We start from the raw sequence: 17155 nt of genomic DNA on the forward strand, positions 1-17155 counted from the left end.
GTAGGAGCCGGCTTGCTGGCGAACGCGGTGGGTCAGCTCCAGAAATGTTGACTGACACACTTGGTTCGCCAGCAAGCCGGCTCCTACAAGTGTGTCCAGCATTGGTCAGGCGGGCGATTCAGCGCTCTCAGGACTTGAGAAACGCCTGGTGCAGCTCTTTCAACGATTCGAAGTGATAAGTCGGCGCTTCGGCCTGTAGCTCTTCACGACTGCCGAATCCATAACCCACTGCCGCCACATCCAGCCCGTTGCGCTTGCCGCCGATCAAGTCGTGCTTGCGATCGCCGATCATCAACGTCTGCTTCGGATCGAGTTTTTCCTCATCCAGCAAATGTCGAATCAGCTCGACCTTATCGGTGCGGGTGCCGTCCAGTTCGCTGCCATAGATCAGCTTGAAGTGCCGGGCGAAGTCGAAATGGCGGGCGATTTCATGCGCGAACACCCAAGGCTTGGACGTGGCGATGAATAATGTACGGCCCTGATCCGAGAGCAGATCGAGCAGTTCGAACACGCCATCGAACACCAGATTTTCGTACAGCCCAGTGACCTTGAAGCGCTCGCGATAGAAACCTACCGCTTCCCAGGCTTTGGTCTCCTCAAAGTCGTAAGCGCGCATGAATTGCTGTAGCAGCGGCGGCCCGATGAAATGTTCGAGCTGGGTGATATCGGGTTCATCGATGCCCAGCTTGCTCAAGGCGAACTGGATTGAACGGGTGATGCCTTCTCGTGGGTCGGTCAGGGTGCCGTCCAGGTCGAACAGAATATTCTGGTAATGCATGTCTACGCCCATGATCGAAGGGAAATTTCCAAATGGCACTGACCTGTGGGAGCGAATTCATTCGCGACTGTTGTACTGCCGACACAGATGAGTTGGATGTACCGGCCCCTCGCGAATGAATTCGCTCCCACAGATTGATCTGATTCCAAATAAACGCCTATTGCTAGCAGGGCTTGTCGAAACCTTCGGCCAGATGCTGATCCTTCAACTTCACGTAATTGGTCGCGCTGTAAGGGAAGAAAGCGATTTCCTTTTCCGTCAGCGGACGCACCTGTTTGACCGGCCGGCCAACGTACAGAAAGCCGCTGTCCAGACGCTTGCCCGGCGGGACAAGGCTCCCTGCGCCGATGATTACTTCATCTTCAACCACTGCGCCGTCCATGATCGTGCTGCCCATGCCGATCAGGATTCGGCTGCCGATGGAACAACCGTGCAGCATGACCTTGTGGCCGATGGTCACTTCATCACCGATCAACAGCGGAAAACCGTCCGGATTGAACGGCCCGGCATGGGTGATGTGCAGCACGCTGCCATCCTGCACGCTGGTGCGGGCGCCGATACGGATGCGGTGCATGTCGCCACGAATCACCGTCAGCGGCCAGACCGAACTGTCGGCGCCGATTTCGACATCGCCGATGACAACCGCCGAATGATCGACAAAGGCCCGGTCGCCAAGGGCTGGCGTGTGATTCTGGAATGTGCGAATAGCCACGATAGGCTCCTTCTCTGGCGTTGATAGCTGCGGTCAGCGCCGATTGTAATTAAGATGCTCAAGTGTTTCTTCCAGCCAAGGTGCCAAACCGTGAGCGCGAACAACCCTCTTTTGCAATCCTACGACCTGCCACCTTTCTCGGCGATCCGCGCCGAGCACGTAAAACCTGCCATTGACCAGATTCTCGCCGACAACCGCGCCGCGATTGCCGACATCCTCGCCAAGCAAGGTACGCAGCCTACATGGGCCGGCCTGGTGCTGGCGATGGACGAGTTGAACGACCGCCTGGGTGCCGCCTGGAGCCCGGTCAGCCACTTGAACGCCGTATGCAACAGCGCCGAACTGCGCGAGGCCTATGAGTCCTGCCTGCCAGCGCTGAGCGCCTACTCTACCGAGATGGGCCAGAACCGCGAACTGTTCCAGGCCTTCGAAGCCTTGGCCAATAGCGCGGAAGCCGCCAGCTACGACGTGGCGCAGAAAACCATCCTGGAGCATTCGCTGCGTGATTTCCGGCTGTCGGGTATCGACCTGCCCCCCGAGCAGCAGAAGCGTTACGCCGAAGTGCAGAGCAAGCTATCCGAGCTCGGCAGTCAATTCTCCAACCAGTTGCTCGACGCTACTCAGGCGTGGACCAAACACGTCGCCGACGAAGCCGCCCTCGCCGGCCTGACTGATTCGGCCAAGGCGCAAATGGCTGCCGCGGCCCAGGCCAAGGGCCTCGACGGCTACCTGATCACCCTGGAATTCCCGAGCTACTACGCGGTGATGACTTACGCCCAGGACCGCGCGCTGCGTGAAGAAGTCTATGCGGCGTACTGCACCCGTGCTTCGGACCAAGGCCCGAATGCGGGCCAGAACGACAACGGCCCGGTGATGGAGCAAATCCTCGACTTGCGTCAGGAACTGGCCAGATTGCTGGGCTTCGCCAGCTTCTCGGAGCTGAGCCTGGCGACCAAAATGGCCGAATCCAGCGATCAGGTATTGAGTTTCCTGCGTGATCTGGCCAAGCGAAGCAAGCCGTTCGCTGCGCAGGACCTGCAGCAGCTCAAGGCTTACGCCGCCGAACAGGGCTGCCCGGATCTGCAAAGCTGGGACAGCGGTTTCTATGGCGAGAAATTGCGCGAGCAGCGTTACAGCGTTTCCCAGGAAGCCCTGCGCGCCTACTTCCCTATCGACAAGGTATTGGGCGGCCTGTTTGCCATCGTGCAAAAACTGTACGGCATCGAAATCGCCGAGCAGAAAGGCTTCGACACCTGGCACCCGGATGTCCGCCTGTTCGAAATCAAGGAAAACGGCCAGCACGTCGGCCGCTTCTTCTTCGATCTCTACGCCCGCGCCAACAAGCGTGGCGGTGCCTGGATGGATGGTGCCCGCGATCGTCGCCGTACTTCCAGCGGTGCCCTGCAAAGCCCGGTCGCCAACCTGGTGTGCAATTTCACCCCGGCATCGCCTGGCAAGCCTGCCCTGCTGACCCACGACGAAGTTACGACCCTGTTCCACGAATTCGGCCATGGTTTGCATCACCTGCTGACCCGCGTCGAACACGCTGGCGCCTCGGGCATCAACGGCGTGGCCTGGGATGCGGTCGAGCTGCCGAGCCAGTTCATGGAGAACTGGTGCTGGGAGCCGGAAGGTCTGGCACTGATCTCCGGTCATTACGAAACCGGCGAACCGCTGCCTCAGGACCTGCTGGAAAAAATGCTCGCGGCGAAGAATTTCCAGTCGGGGCTAATGATGGTGCGTCAGCTGGAATTTTCGCTGTTCGACTTCGAACTGCACGCCACTCACGGCGACGGCCGTACCACGCTGCAAGTGCTCGAAGCCGTACGCGACGAGGTCTCGGTAATGCGTCCGCCGGCGTACAACCGCTTTCCCAACAGCTTCGCGCACATCTTCGCGGGCGGTTATGCAGCGGGTTACTACAGCTACAAATGGGCTGAAGTGCTCTCTGCCGACGCTTTCTCCAGGTTCGAGGAAGACGGCGTGCTCAATGCCGAAACCGGTCGTGCGTTCCGCGAAGCGATTCTGGCCCGGGGCGGTTCGCAAGCGCCGATGGTGCTGTTCGTCGACTTCCGCGGACGCGAGCCTTCGATTGACGCACTCTTGCGCCATTCCGGCTTGAGTGAGGACGCGGCAGCATGACCGATACACCGCATGTGGTTACCAAGAAGCGCTTCATCGCCGGGGCTGTCTGCCCGGCGTGCAGCGAGCCTGACAAGTTGATGATGTGGAGTGAAGATGACGTCCCGCATCGCGAATGCGTGCATTGCGGGTATTCCGACACGCTCAACGCCCAGGGTCAGTCGATTCCGAAAGAACTGGGCACGCGCGTCAACAAGGCTCCCGTAAAACCGGCCGACACGAAGGTGCAGGGTGTGCAGTTCTTCCCGAATCCGAAGCTGAAAAAGCCGGCAGATCCAAGCTGACAAGCGCTGGCATCTACCTGTAAGAGCCGGCTACCTGGCGAACGCGATTCACCTGATCCATTGACGGTGATTGACGCGACGCTTTCGCCAGCAAGCCGGCTCCTACAGCCCTCGACCCGAGCAGAATGCCTCGCGAGGGTTCACAGGCTTTTCACTTAACAAAAAACCAGGGACGTGGCCGAGCGGCCCTTCGTTGGACTCAGCTATCGACTTCCGCTGAAATAGCCAAACGAGACCAATCCGTCGATACCTTTGCTGTGATTTTCCACTTTCACATTTTGGTCCTGATACGAGCGATTGAAGCTTGGGATCACAATAGGTGTCGTGATATCTCGCAGGATTGTCACGTTCGTCCGGCCCTCTTTGAACTCGCCCCCTGGATGCCCCGTTAACGTGAACTCGGTTCCCGCTTTCGCTTTCAGGATCTTCGCGGAACGGATCTCGTCATTCGAGCAACCGAAACTGTTTTTCTTCATCCTTACATGATGCGCATAGTGAAATGGCACGACACAGTCCAGGTTTTGCGTCGCATTGTTTCCTTCGTAGAAGGCCACTGCGGCATCGGAAAAATCTACAGGCGTGGTTTTAACTTCAATGCGAGAGACTTTTCCTGCCAAACCATTGTTGCGGATATAAACCGCTCGGTAGGCGTCCGTGGTGCGGCTGCGCTCCAAAGAACCAACCACGACTTTTTCACTGATACCGATATCTCGTATTACGTCGATGATGATGTGGTCATCTTCACGATTACCGCTTGCGCTGTCGAACAGAGTGATGCGGGTGCCCTTGTTGATGCCCGCCAGGGACAAGGATCTGGCTTCGTCGTTTTCGCATCCGTTCGCTGGCAGGCTCAAGGTCTGCGCCCGACGGGGTATGACGCATACGGTATCGCCCGTGGTATTGGCGTTGTCCTTTTCCCAGAGATAAATGCCACCCTGACTCAAGGCTTGGGTGTAAGGCAGCGTATCGCCATTGCGATAGTTATTGATGCCGATGAAGTTTGGGGTGGTGCCGCAATTCGCTGCACGACGCATCAGGTAGGTCAGATTGTTGTCGTACTTGGCTGAATCCGGAATGGTCGAGGTTGCGTAATGGAACTGATTCATCAGGAAAAGGCGATTCCACTGTTTTCCCGTGCGCGCATTCACTTTTGCAGTCGATAACGGCAGGCTGCTCCATCGGGTCGGACAGGAAAAATCGTGTGCGGCCAACACGTTCGAAGCCACAGCTCCCAACGTTTTCCAGTGGTTCTGCACCAGCCAGTCCTGATCGAACAAGACCTTGATGGGTCGCCCATTGACTGTATACGTCCCGGCGACTTCGGATCTGTCGGTAAAAATAATCAGTCGATTGTTTTTTTGCGCCATCTGCCCACGAGTCGGCCACCCACTGGCCGGGAAGTTGTCAGGGTTGAACGCAATATCGGCAACTTGAGGAAAGCTGTTCAGGAAATTATGGAATTGTTCGCGAGTCACGTAGGTTTCCAGGAACAGCGTGACGATTTCGTTTTTATGGGTGTTCAAAAAAGGCAGGAGTTCGTTGCCAAGTTGATTGGCAAGACTGCCATAGCAGATTTTTTTATGGCAGACCCTGATGGCGTCACGGTCTGAGTGTTTGTCGTCGTGATAAAGATCCAGCATGAATCCACGAACGCCGTCGTTCAGCTGATGCGGAATCTCCCTGAGGTTCTGGTTAATCTTTTCATATGAATTGTGAGTGGTGACCCAGCTGAGTTGGTCGAATGGCAAATCTTTCTCAGCCAATGGATGAGCTGTTGCGTGAGCTGTCATGAGAAACGCAAGAAAGCCGCCACAGAGATTAGTGGCCCCTTTAAGTTGATTCATCGTCGAAATCCTTTTCCTTCAATCAGCGCTTCCTGCACTGAAGGTGGCTTGAAAGTGGCCTCCGTTCTGGAGGTGACGAAAGTATCGATGGGAAATATGAAACCCGCTATTAAGCAAGCTTCTGAAATTGTTACTTGAATTGCGGCATCTCGCGTTTTTCAGCGCCTCAGGAACCACCTGTCCGAGGGCCGACCACGCAGCCCACTGGCTATGGAATGGACGTTCTGGTTGCGATACTGTATGCATGAACAGTTATCCAGAGGCGCGCATGTCCATATCACTGCCCCCGCGTGGCCGCGGCACCGCGACCAATCCGCACAATCGTTTCGCGCCGAACCGCTCGGTGGTCGAAGACGATGGCTGGTATCAGGAGGTGCCTGTGACGCAAGGCACCACGGTTACGCTGGAGACGGCCAAGACCATCATCGCGCGCAACTCGTCACCTGACATCCCGTTTGATCGCTCGATCAATCCTTATCGCGGCTGCGAGCACGGCTGCATTTATTGTTACGCACGGCCCACTCATGCCTATTGGGACATGTCGCCGGGTCTGGATTTCGAGACCAGACTCATCGCCAAGACCAACGCCGCTGCCCTGCTTGAACAGCAACTGTCCAAGCCCGGCTACAGCGTGGCCCCCATCACTCTGGGTGCTAATACCGATCCGTATCAGCCTATCGAGCGCGAATACAAACTCACCCGCGCAACTTTGGAGGTGCTGCTGCGCTATCGGCATCCGGTGACCATCATCACCAAGGGCTCGTTGATTCTGCGTGATCTGGATCTGCTGGCTGAGTTAGCGAAGCTGAAGCTGGTCTCGGTGTTCATCAGCCTGACTTCGCTGGACGATGAACTCAAACGCATTCTCGAACCGCGGGCCGCGGCGCCCAAAGCGCGACTTCGCGCGATTCGGGTGCTGCGCGATGCCGGTGTGCCGGTGGGTGTGCTGTTGGCGCCGATGATTCCGATGATCAATGACATGGAACTGGAGAAGCTCATGACCGAGGCCAAAGCTGCCGGAGCCTTGAGCGCGAGCTATGTAATGCTGCGTCTGCCACTGGAGGTCGCGCCGCTGTTCGAGGAATGGCTCCAGGCGCATTACCCGCAACGGGCCGAGCACGTGATGAGTCTGGTTCGGCAGAGTCGCGGTGGCCAGGTGTACGACAGTCGCTTCGGCTCAAGGATGCGCGGCGAAGGGGTGTTCGCCGAGTTGCTGGCGCAGCGCTACAGTATTGCGGTGAAGCGACTGGGCCTGAACCACCGCGAGAGTTTCAGGCTCGATTGCGAAGCGTTCTGCCCGCCGGGCGGGCAGATGTCATTGTTGTGACTCCGGTGGCGTCTCAACTGCACATGCCGCTCTGGCCAAGCATTGGATTTTCTTAAGCAGACCCGCGAGCTAGAGGGCTGCATTCAGTTTCAATTAAGTTTTTATCGCTAAGGTGTTTCGCAAGTGACCAGCTGGTCGCGCACAGATGGAATTGTCCGTCATGCCAGAAAAAAGTGGGACATTCACCGGAATCACTGGAAACTCCACTTCAATTCGACAGAGGGGATGAGACATGAGCAACAGGGATAAACAACCGCAGGCGCAGACGACTCAAGCCCCGGTCAAAGCTGAATCCGCCGAAGCGGCGTTGCAACACATCGTTGACGGCTTCAAACACTTTCGTCATGACGTCTTCCCGCAACAGGAAGAACTGTTCAAGAAACTCGCGACGGCCCAACACCCGCGAGCGATGTTCATCACCTGCGCTGACTCGCGCATCGTTCCCGAACTCATCACCCAAAGCTCGCCGGGCGACCTGTTTGTTACCCGCAATGTGGGTAATGTCGTGCCTCCTTATGGCCCCATGAATGGCGGCGTTTCCACGGCGATCGAATACGCGGTGCTGGCGCTGGGCGTGCAGCACATCATTGTCTGCGGACACTCCGATTGCGGTGCCATGCGTGCGGTTCTCAATCCAGAGACCCTGGAGAAAATGCCGACCGTCAAAGCCTGGCTGCGTCATGCCGAAGTCGCCAAGACCGTGGTGCAGGACAACTGCAACTGCTCCGGTGAACATGAAACCATGCACGTACTCACCGAAGAGAACGTTATCGCCCAGCTGCAGCATCTGCGTACTCATCCTTCGGTCGCGTCGAAACTGGCGAGCGGTCAGTTGTTCATCCATGGCTGGGTCTACGACATCGAGACCAGCGAAATCCGCGCCTACGACGCCGAGCAGGATTGTTTCCTTCCTCTGGACGGCGATCAGAAGATTCCGATGGCAACCGTACCCCGCGGCCGCTATTGATCCAGGCGATGTAAAGACTCCTGCAGGCTAGGGCCTTCGGCGCTGCGCACGCGATGCTGCGTTATAACAGGCGGAAAATGCTCATCTGGAGCACCTGGAGTCGGACGCGACCCGGCCGTTTTCGCCTGTTTTGCCTTGCCTTACCTTCGCTCGGGACGTTTTTACACACTCCGGATCGCCAGTTGACCGCAGCGACACATCGGTGACGCTGCGGCACCACTGACGGTTCCAACCCATTCAAGCTCACAGCGGCCACGCCTTGCGCGCGCCGTCGGGCGTTGTCACGCCTGAAAAATCTTCGGAGAGTCGCCATGGCTACTAAAGATCTGAAATCATTATTGCCTCGGGAGCTGCTGGCGTCCGTGGTGGTTTTTTTGGTGGCCCTGCCGCTGTGCATGGGGATCGCGATAGCGTCCGGCATGCCGCCCGCGAAAGGGCTGATTACCGGTATCATCGGCGGCATCGTGGTCGGTTGGTTGGCCGGTTCGCCGCTGCAGGTCAGCGGCCCGGCCGCAGGTCTGGCGGTGTTGGTTTTCGAGCTGGTGCGCGAACACGGCATGGCCATGCTCGGGCCGATCCTGCTGCTGGCGGGTCTGCTGCAATTGCTGGCCGGGCGTCTTAAACTCGGCTGCTGGTTCAGAGTGACGGCGCCAGCGGTGGTCTACGGCATGTTGGCGGGAATCGGCGTGCTGATCGTGTTATCCCAAGTCCATGTGATGTTCGACAGCGGCCCCAAGCCTTCAGGGCTGGGTAACCTGATCGCCTTTCCCCAAACCCTGTTCGGCGCCATCGGTCCTGGTAACGGTATGCAAGCGGGCTTGCTGGGTCTGGGCACCATCGCGGTCATGTGGCTGTGGGAAAAACGTCGGCCACAAGCGCTGCGTTTCGTGCCAGGCGCCTTGCTCGGCGTGGGCATCGCCACTGTGGTCAGCCTGGCGGTGAGCCTTGACGTCAAGCGGGTTGAAGTCCCGGCCAACCTCGCTGAGGCCATCGACTGGCTGAGTCCGGCGGACCTGTTGAACCTGGCGGATCCGTCGATCCTGATCGCGGCCATTGCCGTGGCCTTCATCGCCAGCGCCGAGACATTGCTGTCAGCGGCGGCAGTCGATCGCATGCATGACGGTCAGCGTTCAGACTTCGACAAGGAACTCAGCGCTCAGGGTATCGGCAACATGCTCTGCGGCCTGGTCGGAGCGCTGCCGATGACCGGCGTGATCGTGCGCAGCTCAGCCAATGTGCAAGCCGGTGCCAGGACGCGACTGTCGGCGATCTTCCACGGCCTTTGGTTGCTGGCGTTCGTGTTATTGCTGTCCAGCGTGTTGCAGAGCATTCCAGTGGCGAGTCTGGCGGGTGTGCTGGTCTATACCGGAGTCAAGCTGGTCGATCTCAAGGCGCTGAGAGGCCTTGGGCGTTATGGCCGCATGCCGATGTTCATCTACGGTGCCACGGCGAGTGCGATCATCCTGACCGACCTGCTGACCGGGGTGCTGATCGGATTTGGCCTGACGCTGGTGAAGCTGGCGCTGAACGCATCGCGTCTGAAGATTAATCTGGTGGATCGTGAAGCCGAGAACGAAATGGACTTGCGTCTGAACGGTGCAGCGACTTTCCTCAAGGTGCCTGCGCTGACTCAGGCGCTGAACAACGTTCCGTCGGGTACTACGTTGCACGTGCCGCTGGGCAACCTCAGCTATATCGACCATTCCTGCCTGGAGCTGCTTGAAGAATGGGGCCGGGCCAATGCTGCGCAGGGTTCAAGATTGCTGCTGGAGCAACGCCTGCTCAAGCGGCGGGTCGAGGGGCGGATCCGGACTTCGATTGGTGGCGCGGCATTGCATTGATGGTTGAACAACCTGATCTGAACTGCGATCCCCTTGTGGGAGCGAGCTTGCTCACGAATGGCCTGCACATCACAGCGGATATACCGTCTGGACGTTAGCTTTCGTAGGTAAGCTCACTCCCACAGGTTTCGCATCGCTCCCATGACATCCGTAGCGTTAGTCCTTCGGACATTCCACCTCAAGCCCCACTCCCAGCTGGCGCGACAGGCTCGGCCAGCGTTTCCACGCTGCTTCGGTGTCGGGGCTGGCAAGTTGCTCGCGGTACGCTTCGACTGACTCCAGCGAGAAACTGTCTTCGTCCAGCATTTCGTCGATGGCGTGATGCACCACCTCGTCCAGCTGATTGGCGAACGCCTCACCAATCAGTTGATGCGCGATGACGCTGGCGACGGTGGTGTTCACGGGGATCAGCGGCTGGCCGAAATGCACGATGTACAAATCATTCACTTCTTCGACCAGACGATGCGCCAGATAAGCCTCGTCCAGCAGGCTGTCGAGCCCTTCATGGCCGTCCATGATCGCAGGCGGTGCGCTGAAGAACTGCTCGGCGATTTTCAGCACCGGTTTGATCTGGTCTTCGATACCCGCTTGCAGCGCTACGTCATGAGCGGCATCCAGCAGGTGTGGAACCTGATCGATATAAGTGACGACGAAACGCGCGAGTACGCCCCGCGCATCGACGTCAGGGAGATGGATAGCAGGGTGAAGATGTGGAAGTTGCAACTCAAGCTGACGCAAAAGCTGACCAGTCCGGGCCTCGTGTTCCTGTGCTCGTGTAATCTGCTCGCGCAACGCGGCGGTGTTCATGAATGCTCCATAAGGCAATAAAACCAAGCCGTCATTATAGGAAGTCATACGTTAGCTTGCTTATTAACGAGGCTAAGACGTAATTGTCATAACAGCTTCACGGTTATGTGCATGAGCTATTAAAAGGCCACTTATGTGGCTTTTGTCTTTGGTTTCCGCAGTAAATGCGGTTGCGTATAGCTCGGATTCGTGGAATCTCCACTGCGTGCGTACGTTCACGCCCTGTCTATACTCCGATTGTGTGAGTTAGCTCTACTGGATGTGCTGGCCTGGCCCCGGTCCCCCTTGTCTCTTAATAGACCGCTCCCTCGCCTGCTGTGACGCTGGCAAAAAATAAGAAGAAAAAGGGGGGATCCCGCAATGATGCGACATCCACACGTCTGGATGGCGCTCCTGTTGTGGTCGGTATTCAGTCCGGTGCAGGGCGCCTGGACCACGAATATGGCGCCGGGAGCGACTGAAGTAAGCCACGAAGTCTTCGACCTGCACATGACCATCTTCTGGATATGTGTGGTGATCGGGATCATCGTGTTCGGCGCGATGTTCTGGTCGATGATCATCCATCGGCGCTCAACCGGTCAGGTGGCGGCCAGATTCCATGAAAACACCAGGGTGGAGATTCTCTGGACTATCGTGCCGCTGCTGATTCTGGTGGCCATGGCAATTCCCGCGACCAAGACTCTGATCCAGATGTACGACAACACCGAGTCGGGTCTGGATATTCAGATCACCGGTTATCAGTGGAAGTGGCATTACAAATACCTGGGCCAGGACGTCGAATTCTTCAGTAATCTTGCGACGCCCGCCGATCAGATCCACAACAAGGAAGCCAAGGGCGAGCACTATCTGCTTGAGGTGGATCAGCCTTTGGTGGTGCCTGTCGGTGTGAAAATCCGCTTCCTGGTGACGGCCGCCGATGTCATTCATTCCTGGTGGGTGCCTGCGTTCGCGGTCAAGCGCGACGCCATTCCCGGCTTCGTCAACGAGGCCTGGACCCGCATCGAAAAGCCCGGCATCTATCGCGGCCAGTGTTCGGAACTGTGCGGCAAAGATCACGGTTTCATGCCGATCGTGGTCGAGGCCAAGACGCAGGCCGACTACGACACCTGGCTCGCCGGTCGCAAAGAAGAGTCCGCCAAACTCAAGGAGCTGACCAGCAAGGACTGGACGCTTGAGGAACTGGTGGCTCAGGGCGACAAGATCTATCACACCACCTGCGTGGCCTGTCACCAGGCCGAGGGTCAGGGTCTGCCGCCGATGTTCCCGGCGCTCAAGGGCTCGAAAACCGCGACCGGACCCAAGGAAGCTCATCTGGCCACCGTATTCAACGGCCGGCCCGGCACCGCCATGGCCGCGTTCGGCAAGCAATTGTCCGAGGTCGACATCGCTGCTGTCGTGACCTATGAACGCAACGCCTGGGGCAACAACAAAGGCGACATGGTCACGCCCAAGGATGTCTTGGCGTTCAAGCAGGCGGCTGCCAAATGAACGTCTTCACGGATCTGCACATGATCACCTGTGAGAGCGAATTCACTCGCGAGACGATCACACATCCGACGCCTCTCTATCGTCTGCGCCACACCATCGCGGATGCATTCGCTCCCGCAGGGTTCAACGGCGCGGCCGGGAATTCAATCAAGCCGTCTTCCACACCGTCAGGTGGCATTGCCGGATTTCAGGCTTGGCGCGAGACATTCTCAGGAGACAAGACATGAGCGCAGTGATTGACGACCCCCGCCAGGAAGATCATGAAGGCCATGCCCACGGGCCCGCCAAAGGCCTGACCCGCTGGTTGCTGACTACCAACCATAAAGACATCGGCACCTTGTACCTATGGTTCAGCTTCTGCATGTTCCTGCTTGGTGGTTCGTTCGCGATGGTGATTCGTGCCGAGTTGTTTCAACCTGGTCTGCAGATCGTCGAACCGGCATTCTTCAACCAGATGACCACCATGCACGGTCTGGTGATGGTCTTCGGGGCAGTAATGCCGGCCTTCGTCGGCCTTGCAAACTGGATGATTCCGCTGATGATCGGCGCGCCGGACATGGCCCTGCCGCGCATGAACAACTTCAGTTTCTGGCTGCTCCCCGCCGCGTTCCTGTTGCTGGTGTCGACACTGTTCACCCCCGGCGGCGGACCGAATTTCGGCTGGACCTTCTATGCCCCGCTTTCCACTACCTACGCACCTGAAAGCGTCACGTACTTCATTTTCGCCATTCACCTGATGGGCATCAGCTCGATCATGGGCGCGATCAACGTTATCGCGACCATCCTCAACCTGCGCGCCCCAGGCATGACCCTGATGAAAATGCCGCTGTTTGTCTGGACGTGGCTGATCACGGCTTTTCTGCTCATCGCCGTGATGCCGGTGCTGGCCGGCTGCGTGACCATGATGTTGATGGACATCCACTTTCACACCAGCTTCTTCAGCGCGGCAGGCGGTGGTGATCCGGTGCTGTTCCAGCATGTGTTCTGGTTCTTCGGTCACCCCGAGGTGTACATCATGATCCTGCCGGCGTTCGGCGCGGTCAGTTCGATCATCCCGGCCTTCTCGCGCAAGCCGTTGTTCGGTTACACCTCCATGGTCTATGCCACGGCAGCCATTGCCTTTCTGTCGTTCATCGTCTGGGCGCACCACATGTTCGTGGTCGGCATACCGCTGGTGGGCGAGTTGTTCTTCATGTACGCGACGATGCTGATCGCCGTGCCGACCGGCGTGAAAGTCTTCAACTGGATCAGCACCATGTGGCAGGGCGAGCTGACCTTCGAAACGCCGATGTTGTTCGCCGTGGCGTTCGTGATCCTGTTCACCATAGGCGGTTTCTCCGGGCTGATGCTGGCCATCGCGCCTGCTGACTTCCAGTACCAGGACACCTACTTCGTCGTCGCGCATTTCCACTACGTGCTGGTGCCTGGCGCGATCTTCGGCATCTTCGCCTCGGCGTATTACTGGCTGCCGAAATGGACAGGCCACATGTACGACGAAACCCTCGGCAAGCTGCACTTCTGGCTGTCCTTCATCGGCATGAACATGGCCTTCTTCCCGATGCACTTCGTCGGGCTGGCCGGAATGCCGCGTCGGGTACCCGATTACAACCTGCAGTTCGCCAACTTCAACATGGTGTCGTCGATCGGCGCGTTCACCTTTGGCGCGACGCAGATTTTCTTTTTGTTCATCGTGATCAAGACCATTCGCGGCGGCGCCCCTGCACCGGCCAAACCCTGGGACGGCGCCGATGGCCTGGAGTGGACCGTGCCCTCGCCCGCTCCGTATCACACCTTCGTCACACCGCCGGATGTCGAGTGAGAAGTGAAATGACCCACGCACTGCATCCGAACAAGCGACTGGTCATCCGCCTGCTGATTTTGGTAGCAGCGATGTTTGCCTTCGGGTTTGCGCTAGTGCCGCTGTACGACGTGATGTGCAAGGCGCTGGGGATTAACGGCAAGACGGGCGATCAGTACAGCCAGACGCAGCAGATCGACGACAGCCGCCAGGTGCGGGTGCAGTTTCTGTCGACCAACTCGGCGGACATGGTCTGGGGTTTTTACCCCAAGGCAGAGGAACTGAACGTACACCCCGGCGCGGTCAACGAGATGTTGTTCGTGGCGCAGAACCCGACCGGCAAACCAATGACCGCCCAGGCGATCCCGAGCATTTCACCGAGCACGGCGGCAGTGTATTTCCACAAGACCGAGTGCTTCTGTTTCACCCAGCAAATGCTGCAACCGGGGGAGCGCATCGAGATGCCGGTGCGCTTCATCGTCGACCGCGATCTGCCCAAGGATGTGAAACACCTGACGCTCGCCTACACCCTGTTCGACATCACCGCTCGTATGCCGCCGATTGTCCGCCCTGTCGCGGCCAATGGTGGCTAGGCTTCATGGCCGAGGAGATTCAGAAATGGCAACCCATGAGCATTACTACGTTCCGGCGCAGAGCAAATGGCCAATCATTGCCACGGTCGGCATGTTCATCACCATGTACGGCCTGGGCACCTGGTTCAACGACCTGAAAGCGGCTCGCGACTCACATGGGCCGATTTTTTTCGCGGTTGGCGGACTGATCGTCGCCTATATCCTGTTCGGCTGGTTCGGCACGGTCATCAAGGAGGGGCGAGCGGGTTTGTACAGCGCGCAGATGGATCGTTCGTTCCGCTGGGGGATGGGCTGGTTCATCTTCTCGGAAGTGATGTTCTTCGTGGCATTCTTCGGTGCTCTGTTTTACGTGCGCAACATCACAGGCCCCGCGCTGGGCGGCGAAGGCCCCAAAGCCATTGCCCACATGCTGTGGCCGAACTTCCAGTACACCTGGCCGATGCTGAACACGCCCGATCCAAAGATGTTTGCGCCGCCGAAGGAGGTCATCGATCCCTGGCATTTACCGTTGATCAATACGGTGTTGCTGGTCAGCTCCAGCGTCACCGTGACCATCGCTCACCACGCCTTGAAAAACGGCCACCGCGGTGCGCTGAAGCTCTGGTTGGCGATCACCATTTTGCTGGGCATCGCGTTTCTGTCGTTGCAAGCCAAGGAATACCACGAGGCTTATACCGAGCTGGGGTTGACGCTGGGGTCGGGGATCTACGGCGCGACCTTCTTCATGCTCACCGGGTTTCACGGCGCACACGTAACCATCGGCACGATCATTTTGTTTGTGATGCTGATGAGGATCGTGCGCGGGCATTTCGATGCCGAGCACCAGTTCGGCTTCGAGGCGGCCAGTTGGTATTGGCATTTCGTGGATGTGGTGTGGGTAGGGTTGTTCGTTTTTGTGTATGTGTTGTGAGCGTTCAATCGGCCCTCCGCAATCTCTGTGGGTAGCCTATTGCACAGGATTTACGTCGGATTGATTACCAAGGCGTGTGATAGACCAACTGCCCGCTGAAATACCCATACGCAATCAAAGCCAGGGTAATTGCGGCGCAGACCACGCGGACAGTCAGGGCTTTGAGCAGGCGGGTGGATGACGCGTCATCCTTGACCAGAAAGAACAGGCCGCTGAATAGGCTGGCCACGGTGGCAAGCAGCATGAAGACGATCGCGGCTTTGAGCATCGGGTGACTCCGGGGAGCAAACGCTATGCAAGGGAGTATAGGTGTGGCTCATCAGCTGACGCAGGTGGCGTGATGAAGCGCTTTCGGCCGAGCATTGCGTCGACGCTTGTGGTGCTCATTTTGCTGCCGCTGCTGGTCTCGTTGGGTTTCTGGCAGTTGGGTCGTGGCGAAGAAAAACGCCAGATGCTGATCCATTACACCGAGAACCAGAGCGCACCGCCGATGTCTGCTGAACTATTGCCAACCACGGCCGATCCCGCCTACCGCCGGGTGCAGTTGCGCGGCAGTTTCGATGCCGCCCACAGCCTGTTGCTGGATAACAGTACGCGCGAGGGCAAGGCCGGTGTCGAGTTGATTCAGCCGTTTCACGATCAGTCGAGCGGGCTTTGGTTGATGGTCAATCGCGGCTGGCTGCCTTGGCCGGATCGGCGCACGCCCCCCGTTTTCGATACGCCGGGTCAGCCCGTGAACCTCGACGCCTGGGTCTACATCTCTCCCGGTGCGACGTTCCAGTTGCATCCTGACACCCAAAGCGCCAGGTGGCCGAAGCTGGTGACAGCGATCGATCCAGCCAAGATCTGGCCGGAGCTGAACCGGGAAGGCTTCGCTCACGAGCTGCGTCTGGAAGCCGGGCCGGCGGCCTATCGCACTGACTGGCCGGTGGTTGCCATGGGGCCGGAAAAGCACTTGGGCTATGCGGTGCAGTGGTTCGCCATGGCCACGGCGCTGGTCGGGCTTTATCTGTATCTAGGCTTCAACCACGTCAGAAACGTCAGGAACACTAAAAAACAGGAGAAGCCGCATGGGAACGGCGATGAATCCAGCCAGCACATCTGAAGCCTATCCTGCCAAGAGGCGTCGTCGCGGGCGCTTGCAGTTGATTCTTGTGTTGCTCGTGGCGCTGGGGCCGATGGTGCTCGCCACGGCCATGTACAAGTTCAATTTCTGGGTACCGGACAGCCGAAGCTACCACGGTGATTTGATCGGCAATGGCGAAAGCCGCGCCGAACTGGGCGTGCAGTCCGACGAGAAGCGCTGGCAGTTGTTGGTCACTGCACCCGATCAATGCGAAGCCGATTGTCAGCAACTGGTGTATCTGGCGCGGCAGATCCAGATCGGGCTCGGCCGCGATGCCTCGCGTGCGAGTCACGCGCTGACCACCGCGCAGCCTCTCAGCCCCGAGTACGAAGCTAAGCTCACACGTGAGTATCCCCAACTGCAGCGTTATCCCCTCGATCTGAAGCGCTATCAACGCATGGCGCCGGGAGTCGAGTTGCCGCAGCTGTGGATCGTCGATCCCCACGGCAATCTGGTGTTGCGTTACGGTGCGCAGGTCAACGGCAAGGACCTGCTCAACGACCTGCGCCAACTGCTGAAACTGTCAAATATCGGATAA

The 17155-nt window shown here is 58.2% G+C and carries 17 protein-coding genes; 12 read left to right on the plus strand and 5 right to left on the minus strand.

What is annotated here, in order from left to right:
* Positions 1-127: 127 nt before the first annotated feature.
* Both ACRER8_RS18780 and ACRER8_RS18785 read right to left on the minus strand, forming a co-directional pair.
* Positions 128-778 (minus strand): HAD family hydrolase, encoded by a 651-nt coding sequence (locus tag ACRER8_RS18780; RefSeq protein WP_431747708.1) that lies wholly within the window; start codon positions 776-778, stop codon positions 128-130.
* Between the two features lie 163 nt (positions 779-941).
* A complete protein-coding gene (locus ACRER8_RS18785) occupies positions 942-1490 on the minus strand; it encodes a gamma carbonic anhydrase family protein (RefSeq protein ID WP_431747709.1) in 549 nt (182 codons plus the stop codon).
* A gap of 54 nt (positions 1491-1544) precedes the next feature.
* Here ACRER8_RS18785 and prlC point away from each other — a divergent pair, with 54 nt between their 5' ends.
* Both prlC and ACRER8_RS18795 read left to right on the plus strand, forming a co-directional pair.
* Positions 1545-3632 carry an oligopeptidase A gene (prlC, locus tag ACRER8_RS18790; protein ID WP_431747710.1) on the plus strand — a complete coding sequence of 696 codons (2088 nt, stop codon included), beginning with the start codon at positions 1545-1547 and terminating at the stop codon, positions 3630-3632.
* On the plus strand, positions 3629-3916 hold the full coding sequence (locus tag ACRER8_RS18795) for a YheV family putative zinc ribbon protein (protein ID WP_431747711.1): 288 nt from the start codon (positions 3629-3631) through the stop codon (positions 3914-3916). Before prlC ends, ACRER8_RS18795 begins: the two co-directional genes overlap by 4 nt.
* 203 nt (positions 3917-4119) lie before the next feature.
* Here ACRER8_RS18795 and ACRER8_RS18800 read toward each other — a convergent pair whose 3' ends face one another.
* A complete protein-coding gene (locus ACRER8_RS18800) occupies positions 4120-5760 on the minus strand; it encodes a hypothetical protein (RefSeq protein ID WP_431747712.1) in 1641 nt (546 codons plus the stop codon).
* A 268-nt stretch (positions 5761-6028) separates the two neighbouring features.
* Here ACRER8_RS18800 and ACRER8_RS18805 point away from each other — a divergent pair, with 268 nt between their 5' ends.
* The 3 genes from ACRER8_RS18805 to ACRER8_RS18815 all read left to right on the plus strand — a co-directional run bounded on the left by ACRER8_RS18805 (position 6029) and on the right by ACRER8_RS18815 (position 9895).
* Complete coding sequence (locus ACRER8_RS18805; RefSeq protein ID WP_431747713.1) at positions 6029-7087, plus strand: PA0069 family radical SAM protein; 1059 nt, start codon at positions 6029-6031, stop codon at positions 7085-7087.
* A 232-nt stretch (positions 7088-7319) separates the two neighbouring features.
* Entirely contained in the window at positions 7320-8054 is a 735-nt protein-coding gene (locus ACRER8_RS18810; RefSeq protein WP_431747714.1) for a carbonic anhydrase, read from the plus strand.
* A 311-nt stretch (positions 8055-8365) separates the two neighbouring features.
* Complete coding sequence (locus tag ACRER8_RS18815; RefSeq protein ID WP_431747715.1) at positions 8366-9895, plus strand: SulP family inorganic anion transporter; 1530 nt, start codon at positions 8366-8368, stop codon at positions 9893-9895.
* 156 nt (positions 9896-10051) lie between these two features.
* On the opposite strand, the gene ACRER8_RS18820 is transcribed toward ACRER8_RS18815, so the two are convergent.
* Positions 10052-10702 carry a hypothetical protein gene (locus ACRER8_RS18820; protein ID WP_431747716.1) on the minus strand — a complete coding sequence of 217 codons (651 nt, stop codon included), beginning with the start codon at positions 10700-10702 and terminating at the stop codon, positions 10052-10054.
* A 360-nt stretch (positions 10703-11062) separates the two neighbouring features.
* Here ACRER8_RS18820 and coxB point away from each other — a divergent pair, with 360 nt between their 5' ends.
* The 5 genes from coxB to ACRER8_RS18845 are packed head-to-tail and all read left to right on the plus strand — an operon-like array spanning position 11063 to position 15491.
* Positions 11063-12190, plus strand: a complete 1128-nt coding sequence (gene coxB, locus ACRER8_RS18825; protein WP_431747717.1) for a cytochrome c oxidase subunit II — start codon at positions 11063-11065, stop codon at positions 12188-12190.
* On the plus strand, positions 12187-12417 hold the full coding sequence (locus ACRER8_RS18830; RefSeq protein WP_431747718.1) for a hypothetical protein: 231 nt from the start codon (positions 12187-12189) through the stop codon (positions 12415-12417). Before coxB ends, ACRER8_RS18830 begins: the two co-directional genes overlap by 4 nt.
* The gene (gene ctaD / locus ACRER8_RS18835) at positions 12414-14009 is read left to right on the plus strand and encodes a cytochrome c oxidase subunit I (RefSeq protein WP_431747719.1); all 1596 of its coding nucleotides are present in this window, start codon (positions 12414-12416) and stop codon (positions 14007-14009) included. The genes ACRER8_RS18830 and ctaD overlap by 4 nt, the downstream gene beginning before the upstream one ends.
* 8 nt (positions 14010-14017) lie before the next feature.
* Entirely contained in the window at positions 14018-14581 is a 564-nt protein-coding gene (locus ACRER8_RS18840) for a cytochrome c oxidase assembly protein (protein ID WP_431747720.1), read from the plus strand.
* Between the two features lie 25 nt (positions 14582-14606).
* On the plus strand, positions 14607-15491 hold the full coding sequence (locus tag ACRER8_RS18845) for a cytochrome c oxidase subunit 3 (RefSeq protein WP_431747721.1): 885 nt from the start codon (positions 14607-14609) through the stop codon (positions 15489-15491).
* 64 nt (positions 15492-15555) lie between these two features.
* Here ACRER8_RS18845 and ACRER8_RS18850 read toward each other — a convergent pair whose 3' ends face one another.
* On the minus strand, positions 15556-15759 hold the full coding sequence (locus tag ACRER8_RS18850; protein WP_431747722.1) for a twin transmembrane helix small protein: 204 nt from the start codon (positions 15757-15759) through the stop codon (positions 15556-15558).
* Between the two features lie 72 nt (positions 15760-15831).
* Here ACRER8_RS18850 and ACRER8_RS18855 point away from each other — a divergent pair, with 72 nt between their 5' ends.
* Together ACRER8_RS18855 and ACRER8_RS18860 are read left to right on the plus strand one after the other, a co-directional pair.
* The gene (locus ACRER8_RS18855; RefSeq protein ID WP_431747723.1) at positions 15832-16596 is read left to right on the plus strand and encodes an SURF1 family protein; all 765 of its coding nucleotides are present in this window, start codon (positions 15832-15834) and stop codon (positions 16594-16596) included.
* Entirely contained in the window at positions 16562-17155 is a 594-nt protein-coding gene (locus tag ACRER8_RS18860) for a hypothetical protein (protein WP_431747724.1), read from the plus strand. The genes ACRER8_RS18855 and ACRER8_RS18860 overlap by 35 nt, the downstream gene beginning before the upstream one ends.

The organism is Pseudomonas sp. (genome assembly GCF_050739935.1).
GTDB lineage: Bacteria > Pseudomonadota > Gammaproteobacteria > Pseudomonadales > Pseudomonadaceae > Aquipseudomonas.